The sequence below is a fragment of the Streptomyces sp. NPDC032198 genome (assembly GCF_040636975.1).
In the GTDB taxonomy this organism is placed as follows: Bacteria; Actinomycetota; Actinomycetes; order Streptomycetales; family Streptomycetaceae; genus Streptomyces.
The window spans coordinates 93968-106416 of record NZ_JBEZVL010000012.1; the positions used below are offsets into that span (position 1 = coordinate 93968).

Genomic DNA, 12449 nt, shown 5'->3' on the forward strand with positions numbered 1-12449 from the left:
CATGAGCACCGCGGCGCTGGAGCAGACGCAGGACCCGGCCACCCGAGCCGGGGACGAACTCGCTGAACGCGCGTACACGGACCCCTCCTCCATCGCGCCGAGGGACGCGCGGGAGGTCGGCAAGCGTTTCTTCGACCGCCTGACCCAACTCGAGGAGGGCACGCACGAGTACCAGTACGTGCGCAACGCCCTGATCGAGATGAACCTCTCTCTCGTGCAGTACGCGGCCTCCCGGTTCAAGCACCGCGGCCATCAGGAGATGGAAGACATCATCCAGGTCGGCACCATAGGCCTGATCAAGGCCATCGACCGGTTCGAACTGTCCCGCGAGGTCGAGTTCACGTCCTTCGCCGTCCCTTACATCACCGGGGAGATCAAGCGGTTCTTCCGGGACACCTCCTGGGCCGTGCACGTGCCGCGCCGCCTGCAGGAAGCACGCATCGAACTGTCCAAGGCCACCGAGGAGCTGCGCACCCGTCTGGGCCGGATGCCCTCCACGGCCGAGCTGGCGGAACTGATGCAGCTCAAGCCCTCCGAGGTCGCCGAGGCGCAGAAGGCGTCCAACGGCTACAACGCCGTCTCCCTGAACGCGGCCGTCAACGGCGCCGACGACGAATCCGACACGATGCTCGCCGACTTCATCGGCATCGACGAGCAGTCCTTCGAACTCGTCGAGAACTTCCACTCGCTCGCCCCGCTGATCGCCGAACTCGACGAACGGGAACGCACCCTCATCCATCTCCGCTTCGTCGAGGAGCAGACCCAGCAGCAGATCGCCGACGCGCTCGGCTGCTCGCAGATGCACGTCTCCCGGCTGATCACGCGTCTCGTGGGCAAGCTCCGCGTCGGCCTGCTGGCCACCGACTAGCCCCGCGCCGACCGCGTCCGGGCAGTGGCGGGTGTAACGGCGGTCTCCCGGGGCACCAGGAGACCGCAAACCCGTACAGAACATACGAGACAGGAGGCAGTCCGTTGACTTCCGAGGCCACCCCCAAGTACACCGTCCCCGGCCTCACGGTCCGGGAGGCCGGCACGGTCATCGAGCTGCTGCAGCAGCGGCTGCACGCGCTCAACGATCTCCACCTCACGCTGAAGCACGTGCACTGGAACGTGGTCGGCCCGCACTTCATCGCCGTGCACCAGATGCTCGACCCGCAGGTCGACCGTGTGCGTGAGCTGGCCGACGACGCGGCCGAGCGGCTCGCGGCCCTGGGCGGCATCGCCCACGGCACCCCCGGCGCCCTGGTCAAGGAGCGCACGTGGGACGACTACAGCGTGGGCCGCGCCGACGCCATCGCCCACCTCGGCGCCCTCGACCTCGTCTACACCGGGGTCATCCAGGACGTGCGCGCGGCCATCAAGAAGGTGGGGTCCATCGACCCCGCCACCGAGGATCTGCTGATCGAGCAGCTGCGGGCCCTCGAGCAGTTCCAGTGGTTCGTGCGGGCCCACCTGGAGACGGCGGGCGGCACGCTCACCACGGACGGCGCCACGACCGAGGCGGAGGCCGCCGAGAAGTCTTCGGGCGAGTGACTCCCTTCGCGGCTCCGCCGTTCCGGCTCCTCGTACGGTCCTAGGGGCGTACGAGGAGCTGGAACTCGAAGGAGTAGCGCGTGGCCCGGTAGATGTGCGACCCGAACTCGACCGCGCGGCCGGTGTCGTCGAAGGTCGTGCGCTGCATCGTGAGCAGCGGGGCCCCCGCGGGCTCGCCCAGGCGTTCGCCCTCGTCGGTGGCGGCCGCGCGGGCCCCCACGGACTGGCGCGCGCTGTGCAGGGTGATGCCCGCGGCGCGCATCATCCGGTAGAGGCCGGTGGCCTCCAGGCGTGCGGTGTCGAGGTCGATCAGCCCGGACGGGATGTGGTTGCGGAGACAGGCCATGGGTTCCCCGTGGGCCAGTCGGAGCCGCTCGATCAGGTGGACCTCGTCGCCCTCCGCGACGCCGAGCGCGGCGGCGACCTCGGCGGACGCGGGCTCGACGGTGTTGCGCAGGACGCGGGTCTCGGGGCGCTGGCCCGCGGCCTCCAGGTCGTCGTAAAGGCTGCTGAGTTCAAGGGGGCGCTTGACCTTGCTGTGCACGACCTGGGTACCGATGCCCCTGCGGCGCACGAGCAGTCCCTTGTCGACGAGCGACTGGATGGCCTGGCGGACGGTCGGCCGGGAGAGGCCGAGGCGGCCCGCCAGCTCGATCTCGTTGCCGAGCAGGGTGCCCGGCGTCAGGGCGCCGCGCTCGATCGCCGCCTCCAACTGCTGGGACAGCTGGAAGTACAGCGGGACCGGGCTGCTGCGGTCGACGCCGAGCTGGAGCGAGACGGTCGGGTCCACGGCTGGTTTGTCGGCTGATGTGGGCACGTGGTGAGCGTAGTCGCAGGGAATGATGACGGGAAGTTCTGAAGTTCTGTTGTCCGGACAAAGGATTGACAGGATCGCGGCGCGTAGCGAGGGTGGGTCCATGCGCATCGGACTGATCGGAACGGGTCGTATCGGCACATTTCACTCCGCGGCCCTGCAGCGGCATCCGGAGGTGCATTCACTGGTCGTCGCGGACGCCGACGCCGGGCGTGCGGCGGGGCTCGCGGCGCGGATCGGCGCGGCGTCGGCGTCTTCGGTGGACGACGTCTTCACCGGGAGCGGCCGGTCGGGCTCCGTGGACGCGGTGGTGATCACCGCGGCGACCGCCGCGCACGCCGAGCTGATCGGCAAGGCGGCGCGCGCCGGCCTGCCGGTGTTCTGCGAGAAGCCCATCGCCCTCGATCTGCCCGGCACGCTCGCCGCGCTCCGGGAGGTGGAGGCCGCGGGCACGGTGCTCCAGCTCGGCTTCCAGCGGCGATTCGACGCTGGGTACGTGGCGGCGCGCGAGGCCGTGCGGTCGGGGCGGCTCGGGCGGCTGCACACGGTCCGCGCGATGACCTCCGACCCGGCGCCGCCGCCGGCCGCGTATCTCCCGCTCTCCGGCGGGCTCTACCGCGACTGCCTGGTCCACGACTTCGACATGCTGCGCTGGGTGACGGGCCGTGAGGTGACGGAGGTGTACGCGACCGGGTCGGACGCCGGGCCCTCGATGTTCCGCGACGCGGGCGATGTCGACACGGCCGCGGCGGTCCTCACCCTGGACGACGGCACGCTCGCCACGGCGACGGCCACGCGGTGCAACGGCGCGGGCTACGACGTACGGATGGAACTGGCCGGAGAGGACGACCAGATCGCGGTCGGCTTCGACGACCGCACGCCCCTGTCGTCCGTGGAGCCCGCGGGCCCGCCGCCGCCCGACAAGCCGTGGCCCGGCTTCCTGGAGCGGTTCACTCCGGCGTACGAGGCGGAGCTCGCGGCGTTCGTGGACGTCGTGCGCGGCGAGCGGACCAATCCCTGCGACGGCCGCGAGGCGCTGGAGGCGCTGCGGATCGCCGAGGCGTGTGAACTGTCGCGCGGGGAGGGGCGGTTGGTGCGGCTGGCGGAGATCGACGGGTTCTGATCATCTGCCCGGCCGGCTCCCTATAAGGGGCGCGTGCTACTCCACCCCGTCCAGCAGACCCGCGTCATGCGCCAACAGGGCGATCTGCACCCGGTTGTTGAGGTCCAGCTTCGTCAGGACGCGGGAGACGTGGGCCTTGACGGTGGCCACGCTCAGGTAGAGCTCCGCCGCGATGTCCGCGTTCGACGCGCCCCGCCCCACCGCGACCGCCACCTCCCTCTCCCGCTCCCCCAGCAGCGCAAGCCGCTCCAACGCCCGCTCGCGGCGTCCCTGTTGGGGGTCCACGCCTGTCACCTGAGTGATCAACTGCTGCGTCACCGTGGGCGAGAGCACCGGCTCCCCCGCCGCGACCGCCCGTACCGCCGCGACGATCTCGGCGGGCGGGGTGTCCTTGAGGACGAACCCGGCCGCCCCGGCCCGCAGGGCCCGCAGCACCTGTTCGTCGGCGTGGAAGGTGGTGAGGACGATGACCTCGGGGGCGTCGGGGCGCTTGCGCAGGGCCTCCGTCGCCGCGAGACCGTCCATCGTGGGCATCCGGATGTCCATCAGTACGACGTCGGGGCGGAGCTCGCCGACCAGCGGGGCCACCTGGGAGCCGTCCGCCGCCTCGCCGACGATCTCGATGTCGTCCGCGCCGCCCATCATGAAGGACAGACCGGCGCGGACCAGCGGGTCGTCGTCGACGAGAAGCACGCGGATCGGGTTCATGGACCCACAGTAACGAGCTCCCGGGACTGCCGATCACACGTGCCGTACGCGGGCCCGCGCGAGGCCCGCCCGCATCTCTCCCGGCCGGTCAACTGCCCTGGGATTCATCGGCACTGAGGCCCTGGAGCGAGCCTCCTGGGTACGATCGCCGGGATGCCGGCCGGATGCCGGCCACGACACGACTGGTCGTTACGCGCGAACCGCGGGGCGTCCCGCTGACCGGACAGGACGGTGTGCTGTGAGTGGTGGACAGGGGAGCGGCCGGAGCGCCTGGATACGGCGCTACAAGCCGGCGGAGGATGCGGACTGCCGACTGGTCTGCTTCCCGCACGCGGGAGGTTCGGCGAGCTATTTCCTCGGCCTCACACAGCTGCTCGCCCCGGAGGTCGACGTCCTTTCGGTGCAGTACCCGGGCCGTCAGGACCGCATCTCGGAGCCGTCCCTCGAGAGCGTCTCCGACCTCGCCGACCAGGCGTACGAGGCGCTGAAGCCGTGGACCGGCAAGCCGCTCGCGCTCTTCGGCCACAGCATGGGCGCGGTCGTGGCCTTCGAGGTGGCGCTGCGGCTCGCGGCCGACGGCACCGTCCCGCTGCGGCTCTTCCCCTCGGGGCGCCGGGCGCCCTCGCTCTTCCGCGAGATGTTCGTGCACCTCCTGGACGACGACGGCCTGCTCCGGGAGGTGGCGAGCCTCGCGGGGACCGACAGCGAGCTCCTGGCCGACCCGGACGTGCGCGAGATGATCCTGCCGTCGCTCCGCGCCGACTACCGCGCCATCGAGACCTACCGGCACTCCGACGGCAAGCGCCTGGACTGTCCGGTGCTCGCGCTGACGGGTGCGGACGACCCGATGGCTCCGCTCGACGAGGTACGGGCCTGGGGCGAGCACACCACCCAGGAGTTCGCGATGGAGGTGTTCCCCGGCGGCCACTTCTACCTCACCGACGAGATGCCGGCCGTGGCCGCGCTGCTGCGCTCACAGATCGCCGCCGCGACCCGGGGCTGAGTCCCACGGCAGCCAGGCGTCGACGCGGAAGCCGCCGTCGTCCGCGGCCCCGTGCTCGATGCGGCCGCCCGCAAGCGTGGCCCGTTCCGTCAGACCGATCAGCCCCTGCCCGGAACCGGGGACCTTCGGCACCTCTCCGGGCGGCGGCGGGTTGCGCACCGACAGGGTGAGGCCTTCGCCGGGGGCGCCGGACAGCAGGACGGTCACCTCGGCGCCCGGGGCGTGCTTGCGGGCGTTGGTCAGGCCTTCCTGGGCGATGCGGTACGCGGTGCGGCCGACGGCGGCGGGCACGGCGGCCGAGTCGGGGACGCGGTGGTCGAGTGCGACCTTCATGCCCGCCTCGCGCGACTCGGCGACCAGGGTCTCCAGGGCGGCGAGGGTGGGCTGCGGCCGTCCCGACGCCTCGCCGTCGCCGCCGCCGCGCAGGACGCCGATCACCTCGCGCAGGTCCTGCAGCGCTTCGTGCGCGCTCTCCCGGATGACACCGGCGGCGCGGACGATCTCCTGTTGGGGGGCGTCCGGGCGGAACTCCAGGGCCCCCGCGTGCACGCTGAGCAGGGTGAGGCGGTGGGCGAGCACGTCGTGCATCTCGCGGGCGATGGACTCGCGGGCCAGGCGCTGGGCCTGTTCGGCGCGGAGCGTGGCCTCGTTCTCGGCGCGGATCGCGCGGTCGCGCAGGCTGAGCAGGAGGTGGCGGCGCGAGCGCACGAACATGCCCCAGCCGATGACGGAGGCGTTGACCAGCACCCCGAACAGGACGGCGACCAGGAAGGGTACGTCGGCGTCGGGCCGCACCCAGTAGATGAACGGCATCAGACAGATCGAGGCCCCGCCGATCCAGCCGACGTACCGGAAGGGCCGGTGCACGGCGAGAGTGAACAGCGCCACGGCCAACGCGCCGCCCGCGGTGTCCGAGACCACGCTGACCAGCACCATGGCGACGGCGAGGCCGACCGGCCAGCGCCTGCGCAGCCAGACGGCGGCGCAGGCGAGTGCGCCGATGACCTGGTCGGCCTCCGCGAGGCCGGGCGAGACGTGCGGGTTGTTGCCGACGGCGTCCGCGCCCACCATCCCGATGGCGACGGCCACGAAGAAACAGGCGAAGTCGACGCCCCAGTCACGCATGGTCCGCCGGGGCCTGCGCCGGCCGGGGACAGCCGGGGTCTCGTTGCCGCTCATGGTCGACAAATCTACGCACTGCCGGGGCCGTCGGGCGCGGCCCGGACATGATCGCCTACCAAAGTCGCGCGGGCGGAGACTTTGGGAGGGGGCCGAGGTGAAGAAGCCTCGCCCCGTGGCCGATGTGCGTGGGGGGTCCACGGGACGAGGCTCTTCGGCATGAAGCAGGTACTTGAGGTCCTCGGCGTCCTTCTCCTGATCCAGGGCGTGGCCGCTTTGGTGCACGAGCTGACCGGCCGGCTGCGTGGCTGGGGCATCGTGCAGCGGATCGGGTTCCTCGACGGCCACGAGATCTACGCGGGCGTCACACTGATCGTGCTGGCGCTCGCGCTGTTCGGCGTCGCGGAGAGCCGCAAGGCCCGTTAGTACCGTGCCGCGGAATCAGGTGCGTGGCTCAGCAGGTGTGGTCGACCAGGTCGAAGGACTCGTAGTGGTCGGCGGTGTAGTAGTCCTCCTTGCTCTTCTCGCCGGTCACGATGCGGCGCGCGCCGCGGTCCGGTGAGCCAGGGGTGACCACGGTGTACTCGTGGTAGTAGCTGGAGCTCTGCGCGGGCAGGACGCCTTCCCTGTTCTGGAAGACGGTGCCGTCCTGCGGGTACGGGTAGGGGCCGCCCGCCTCGATCAGGTCCAGGGTGTCGTGCGCCTGGTCGGGCAGCTTGGAGTAGCAGATATCGCCGACGGCGGCGGCGGACGTGACGGAGTACGCCGTCGACACGGAGGCGTGGTGGTCCGGGACCGCGCTCGCGGAGGCGGCGACGGGGCCGCCGACGAGGAGGGCGGCGGCGAGGGCTGTGACGCTCACGATTCGTGGGGGGATTCGCATGCGACCAGTGTGACGCGCGTAGAGGTTGTCGTGTCAACGTCAAGTACGGTGAATTTTCCGGGAGTTAACCAAGCGCCCCCGGTTCGCCGCCGTCAGTCCTTCCGGGCCGCGTCCTTCTCGGCTCGGGCCGCGTCCTTCTCGGCGGCGACACGGGCGGCGATGCGGTGCTCCGCCATGTACTCGCGCATCCGCAGGCTGGTGGACCCGCTGGTGTAGAGCACCGCGCCGCCCACCGAGAGCGGCACCGAGAGCCCCAGCCAGCCGAGCATCTCCGGCCACCGGCGCTCCGCGCGGCAGTCGTCCCACGTGGCGTCCGCCCAGGTCGGGTCGTCGTCGCCCTCATCCTCGTAGAACAGCATCGACTGGCACTTGCGGCTGCCGGAGGAGTCGTCGCCTTCGCTGAACGGCGCGATCAGCTGGTAGGCGAGCACGAGCCAGATGAGGCCCGCAGCGCCGAGCAGCACGCCGCCCCAGGCCCGGCGCCGCTGCGCGCTCGTGGCGAAGTCCTGCTCGAAGTGCTCACTCATGGGCTCCCCCTGCGCTCCCCCTGTCGGACTGACCACGGAAGGTATCACCGCACTCCACGGCCCCAACTGGTCCCCACCAGAACCAGCACACCTCCCACCAGACCCAGCACACCCAGCCGCTCCCCGCCCACCGCGATCCCCACCGCGGCGGCCCACAGCGGCTCCGTCCCGAGCAGCAGGCTCACGCGCGAGGGAGACGTCCTGCGCACCGCCCACATCTGTACGAAGAAGGCGAAGAGCGTGCAGAACACCGAGAGGAAGAGCAGCCCGGCCCACTCGCGCGCCCCGAATCCGACGGCGACGGACCAGGGCGCCTCCCCCGTGCCCGTGGCGGCAAGGACCGCGAACACGGCGACGGCAGAGCCCAGTTGGACGGTGGTGAGCGAGAGCGAGTCGGCGTCTTTGGCGGCCCGCACCGCCTTGATGCGCGACATCGCCAGGACGTGCACCGTGCGTGCGAGCGCCGCCAGGAGGATCAGGCCGTCGCCCGCCGACGGCTGGGTGAAGCCGCCGCCCTGGGTCAGCAGGACCACGCCGAGCACGGAGAGTCCCGCCGCCGCGAGGAAGGCGCGCGGCGGCCGCTGCCGGGTCACGGCAGCCTCGGCGAGCGGGGTGAAGATCATGGTGAGGCTGATGATGAGGCCCGCGTTGGTCGCCGACGTGCGGACGACGCCGTACGTCTCCAGGAGGAAGATCCCGCTCAGGATCAGGCCGAGCACCGCCGCCCCGCGCCACTGCGGCGCGGTCAGCGCGCGCAGGCCGCGCCATCCGGCCACCACGAGCGCGGGCAGCACGACGGCGAACCTCAGCACCAGGACGGCGACGACCGTGTGCGTCGTCGTGATGCCCTTCGCGGCGAGATAGCTGGCACCCCAGACCACGGCCACGAGCAGGAGGGGCAGATCGGTGAGCCAGGCGCGGCGCGCTGCGGGCGCGGCGGGAACGGCGAGCGTCGACACGGGGCGCGGTCTCCAACGGATGCGGCGGTGTGGAGACTTCGGCGGCTCTCACGTGGGTCGATCACGGTATCCGGCGCAGACGCGCCGGGAAAGCGGTGTCCATTTCCCGCCAGCCCCGGCGCGCGCCGGCCGCTTTCATTGAACCCACAAGCACTTCTTCGGCACTACGCCGCATACCCACGCGAATGAGGTTCAAGAAATGTCTTCTCTGACCGGCAAGACCGCTCTCGTCACCGGTGGCAGCCGCGGCATCGGGGCGGCGATCGCCCTGCGGCTCGCACAGGAGGGAGCCGATGTCGCGATCACGTACGTCAAGGAGGAGTCGGCCGCTCTCGACGTCGTCGCCAAGATCGAGTCGGCCGGACGGCGCGGGTTCGCCATCAAGGCCGACGCGGCCGACCCCGGTGACGCCGCGGGCGCGGTGGAGCGCGCCGCCGACGACCTGGGCCGCCTGGACATCCTGGTGAACAACGCGGGCATCGGGGTCCTCGCCCCCATCGGGGACCTGGCGCTCTCCGACGTCGACCGGGTGCTCGACATCAACGTGCGTTCGGTCTTCCTTGCCTCGCAGGCCGCCGCCGGACGTCTGGCCGACGGGGGCCGGATCATCTCCACCGGATCGGCGCTCACCCGGTACTCCGGTGGGGGCGGCGGCACGCTGTACGCGATGAGCAAGGCGGCGCTGACCGGCATGACGAAGCCCCTGGCCCGGGAGCTCGCCGGGCGCGGGATCACCGTCAACGTGATCCACCCGGGCGCGATCGACACGGACATGAACCCGGCCGACGGGCCGTTCGCCGAGCCGCAGAAGGCGGGGACCGCGCTGGCCCGCTTCGGCTCCGCCGACGAGGTGGCCTCGCTCGTCGCCTATCTCGCCGGTGAGGACGCCGCGTTCATCACGGGCGCGGAGCTCGTGGCCGACGGCGGGTACACCGCGTAACCGCGCGCGGGCATGGTGATGGGGCGCACCGGGGGTGTCCACCCGGTGCGCCCCACGTTCTTCAGGGGGCCTCAGCGGCTCCGGTTCAGCCGCCCAGCTCCTGGTGACGTGCCGTCAGGCGGCGCTGTCCCGCCTCGGTGAGCGAACCGAAGAGGCGCAGGCGGGAGATCCCGCCGTCCGGGAAGATGTCGATGCGCACGTGCGTGCCGACGACCGGGGCGTCCAGGACGAAGCGGTGGTTGGTGTCGGGCTGCAGGCGGGTGCGGGGCAGTGCCTCGACCCACGCCCCTTCCTCGTCGGTCCCGCCGTCCCGGACCGAAAGGGCGGCCCAGCCGGCCGAGTTGCCCTTGAGGTAGGCCGTGTCGATCTCGACGGAACGGATCTCGGACTGGGCCACCAGCTGGTAGCGGATCCAGTCGTTGCCGTTGTCGCGGCGGCGGCGGGTCTCCCAGCCGTCGTCCATCTTGCGGGAGCGGCCCGGCTGGATGGTGTTGGTGGCCGGGGAGTAGAAGCGGTCGGACGCGTCCTCGACCTGGCCGCCGTTCTCCAGGGCGACGACGTCGAACGTGCCCAGTGCCGCGAGCCACTTGGGGTCGGCGACGACCTCGCCGTAGACGCGCAGGCGGGCGACGCCGCCGTCCGGGTGCTGGTTGACGCGCAGGTGCGTGAAGCGCTGCTCGACGTCGACGGCGAAGCCGTTGGCCGCATGGCCGCCAACTGCCGTGCGCGGTACGAGAGTCGTCCACTTCACGTCGCCCGAGAGGAGTTCCTCGGGGGTCGGCGAACCGTCGACGCTGGTGCCCTCGACGGACACGGCCTGCGGGTAGTTGCCGCGGAAATGGGCGGTGTCGATGACGATGCCGCGCACGACGCCGGGGGCGCCGAGGCGTACGAGCGCCCAGTCGTGGTCGTCGGAGGTCGGCCACGGCTGCTCGGCGGAGACGCCACGGCGGCGGCGGGTCTCCCAGCCGTCCATGACCTTGCCCTTGTGCCCGAAGTGCTCCGGGTCGAAGACGGCCGGGTGCGCGAGGAGGAGGTTCTCGCGCATCGCGAAGAACTCGTCGTTGGCGGCGATCACACCGGCGCCGAGCTGCCGGTCGGCGAGGTTGGCGTACTGGGTGAAGGGGAAGTCCGCGGTGCGGTAGTCCGCGTAGGGGTCGCCGCCGCCGTAGGGGCTCGCGTCGCCGGTGAAGGTCGGTATCGCCGTCACAGTGATCAGTTGTTCCTTTCCAGAAGTCGGCCTGCGGGTTCGCTGAACTCGCCGCCGTGCAGGATGCGTTCGCCGCGCAGCCAGGTGGACTTCACGACGCCGCTGAGGGTCTTGCCCGCGTACGCCGTGACTCGGTTCCGGTGCTGCAGCTCCGCGGGGTCCACGGTGAAGGTCTCGTCGGGCGCGAGGACCGCGAAGTCGGCGTCGCGGCCGGCCTCGATGGCGCCCTTCTGGTCGAGTCCGACCAGTTCGGAGGTGCGCGTCGACATCCAGCGCACCACGTCCTCGAGGCTGTGGCCGCGCTTGCGGGCCTCGGTCCAGATCGCGGGGAGGCTGAGCTGGAGCCCGGAGATGCCGCCCCACGCGGTCGCGAAGTCGTCGGTCTTGAGGTCCGCGGTGGACGGCGAGTGGTCCGTCACGATGCAGTCGATGGTGCCCTCGGCGAGCGCGTCCCAGAGCAGGTCCTGGTTGGCGGCCTCGCGGATGGGCGGGCAGCACTTGAACTCGCTCGCGCCGTCCGGGACTTCCTCGGCGGTGAGCGTGAGGTAGTGCGGGCACGTCTCGACGGTGAGCTTGACGCCCTCGCGCTTGGCGGCGGCGATCAGGGGCAGCGCGTCGGAGGACGACAGGTGCAGTACGTGGACACGGGCGCCGAGCCGCTTGGCGAGCCCGATGAGCCCCTCGATCGCGACGTCCTCGGAGACGCGCGGGCGGGTCTGCAGGTAGTCCGTGTACTTGGGGCCGCTCTTGTGCGGGGCCGCGTCCAGCTCGTGCGGGTCCTCGGCGTGCACGATGAGCAGGCCGCCGAAGCCGGCGATCTCCGCCATGGAGGTGGCGAGGCGGTCCTGGTCCAGGTGCGGGAACTCGTCCACGCCCGACGGCGAGAGGAAGCACTTGAAGCCGTAGACACCGGCGTCGTGCAGGGGCTTGAGGTCGCCGACGTTGTCCGGCAGGGCGCCGCCCCAGAAACCGACGTCGATGTGCGCCTTGGTGCGGGCGACGTCCTGCTTCGTGCGCAGGTTGTCGACCGTCGTGGTCGGCGGCAGGGAGTTGAGCGGCATGTCGACGAGGGTGGTGATGCCTCCGGCGGCAGCGGCGCGGGTGGCGGTCCAGAAGCCCTCCCACTCCGTGCGGCCCGGGTCGTTCACATGGACATGTGTGTCGACGAGCCCGGGCAGCAGGACGTCGTCGCCGAAGTCCTCGACCCTGGCCCCCGCCGGCACGTCGGCGTCGTGTGCGAGCACGGCCGCGATCTTCCCCCCGGAGACCGTGACCGACGCGGCGCGCGTTCCCTGCGGGGTGATCACGCGAGTCGAGCGCAGCACCAGTTCTACGTCCACGTCCTCAACGCCCTCTCTTCGCTGTTGCCTGGCTGTTGCTTCTGTTGCTTGGCTGTTCGTTCTTTTCCGCTACACAGACCATTCGATTCCGCTAAACGGAATTCAACGTTCTGTTGAATGAGTCTTCACGGCCGACCCCGAGCCGTCAAGAGGCCGCCTGAAGCACTCTGGACGTTTCCACAAAGTGGAATTAGAATTCCGCAGGCCAGAACGTAGCTACGCACAACCGGGCCGTCAAACGATCACCAGGCGTGACGGCGGAGAAGCGGACAAAGGCTCCCTGACCGGTC

14 protein-coding genes are annotated in these 12449 nt (G+C 71.1%); 6 read left to right on the forward strand and 8 right to left on the reverse strand.

The window, feature by feature from the left end; all coding sequences use genetic code 11:
* Position 1: 1 nt before the first annotated feature.
* Together AB0E78_RS29685 and AB0E78_RS29690 are read left to right on the forward strand one after the other, a co-directional pair.
* Positions 2-868: a SigB/SigF/SigG family RNA polymerase sigma factor gene (locus AB0E78_RS29685; protein ID WP_361838703.1), complete on the forward strand. Its 867-nt coding sequence runs from the start codon at positions 2-4 to the stop codon at positions 866-868.
* 104 nt (positions 869-972) lie between these two features.
* Positions 973-1533 (forward strand): DNA starvation/stationary phase protection protein, encoded by a 561-nt coding sequence (locus tag AB0E78_RS29690; protein ID WP_361838706.1) that lies wholly within the window; start codon positions 973-975, stop codon positions 1531-1533.
* A 40-nt stretch (positions 1534-1573) separates the two neighbouring features.
* Here the strand turns inward: AB0E78_RS29690 and AB0E78_RS29695 are convergent, their stop codons facing one another.
* Complete coding sequence (locus AB0E78_RS29695; RefSeq protein ID WP_361839180.1) at positions 1574-2323, reverse strand: GntR family transcriptional regulator; 750 nt, start codon at positions 2321-2323, stop codon at positions 1574-1576.
* Between the two features lie 127 nt (positions 2324-2450).
* Here AB0E78_RS29695 and AB0E78_RS29700 point away from each other — a divergent pair, with 127 nt between their 5' ends.
* Positions 2451-3470: a Gfo/Idh/MocA family oxidoreductase gene (locus AB0E78_RS29700; RefSeq protein WP_361838709.1), complete on the forward strand. Its 1020-nt coding sequence runs from the start codon at positions 2451-2453 to the stop codon at positions 3468-3470.
* A gap of 36 nt (positions 3471-3506) precedes the next feature.
* Here AB0E78_RS29700 and AB0E78_RS29705 read toward each other — a convergent pair whose 3' ends face one another.
* Positions 3507-4178 carry a response regulator transcription factor gene (locus tag AB0E78_RS29705; RefSeq protein WP_361838711.1) on the reverse strand — a complete coding sequence of 224 codons (672 nt, stop codon included), beginning with the start codon at positions 4176-4178 and terminating at the stop codon, positions 3507-3509.
* Between the two features lie 238 nt (positions 4179-4416).
* Between AB0E78_RS29705 and AB0E78_RS29710 the strand changes: the two genes are divergently transcribed.
* Positions 4417-5181, forward strand: coding sequence for an alpha/beta fold hydrolase (locus AB0E78_RS29710; protein ID WP_361838713.1), 765 nt, complete (start codon positions 4417-4419; stop codon positions 5179-5181).
* Here AB0E78_RS29710 and AB0E78_RS29715 read toward each other — a convergent pair.
* A complete protein-coding gene (locus tag AB0E78_RS29715; protein ID WP_361838716.1) occupies positions 5152-6360 on the reverse strand; it encodes a histidine kinase in 1209 nt (402 codons plus the stop codon). The two genes, AB0E78_RS29710 and AB0E78_RS29715, sit on opposite strands and share 30 nt — an antisense overlap.
* 159 nt (positions 6361-6519) lie before the next feature.
* Between AB0E78_RS29715 and AB0E78_RS29720 the strand changes: the two genes are divergently transcribed.
* Complete coding sequence (locus AB0E78_RS29720) at positions 6520-6726, forward strand: hypothetical protein (RefSeq protein WP_361838719.1); 207 nt, start codon at positions 6520-6522, stop codon at positions 6724-6726.
* Positions 6727-6754: 28 nt separating this feature from the next.
* On the opposite strand, the gene AB0E78_RS29725 is transcribed toward AB0E78_RS29720, so the two are convergent.
* The 3 genes from AB0E78_RS29725 to AB0E78_RS29735 form a co-directional block, all read right to left on the reverse strand.
* Positions 6755-7183: a ribonuclease gene (locus AB0E78_RS29725; protein WP_361838721.1), complete on the reverse strand. Its 429-nt coding sequence runs from the start codon at positions 7181-7183 to the stop codon at positions 6755-6757.
* Positions 7184-7275: 92 nt separating this feature from the next.
* Positions 7276-7710: a hypothetical protein gene (locus AB0E78_RS29730; RefSeq protein ID WP_361838724.1), complete on the reverse strand. Its 435-nt coding sequence runs from the start codon at positions 7708-7710 to the stop codon at positions 7276-7278.
* A gap of 44 nt (positions 7711-7754) precedes the next feature.
* On the reverse strand, positions 7755-8669 hold the full coding sequence (locus AB0E78_RS29735) for a DMT family transporter (protein WP_361838726.1): 915 nt from the start codon (positions 8667-8669) through the stop codon (positions 7755-7757).
* A gap of 199 nt (positions 8670-8868) precedes the next feature.
* Between AB0E78_RS29735 and AB0E78_RS29740 the strand changes: the two genes are divergently transcribed.
* Entirely contained in the window at positions 8869-9609 is a 741-nt protein-coding gene (locus AB0E78_RS29740) for an SDR family oxidoreductase (protein WP_361838729.1), read from the forward strand.
* Positions 9610-9694: 85 nt separating this feature from the next.
* Here the strand turns inward: AB0E78_RS29740 and alc are convergent, their stop codons facing one another.
* Positions 9695-10819 carry an allantoicase gene (gene alc / locus AB0E78_RS29745; RefSeq protein WP_361838732.1) on the reverse strand — a complete coding sequence of 375 codons (1125 nt, stop codon included), beginning with the start codon at positions 10817-10819 and terminating at the stop codon, positions 9695-9697.
* A gap of 5 nt (positions 10820-10824) precedes the next feature.
* On the reverse strand, positions 10825-12159 hold the full coding sequence (gene allB, locus AB0E78_RS29750; protein ID WP_361838734.1) for an allantoinase AllB: 1335 nt from the start codon (positions 12157-12159) through the stop codon (positions 10825-10827).
* Between the last annotated feature and the right edge of the window lie 290 nt (positions 12160-12449).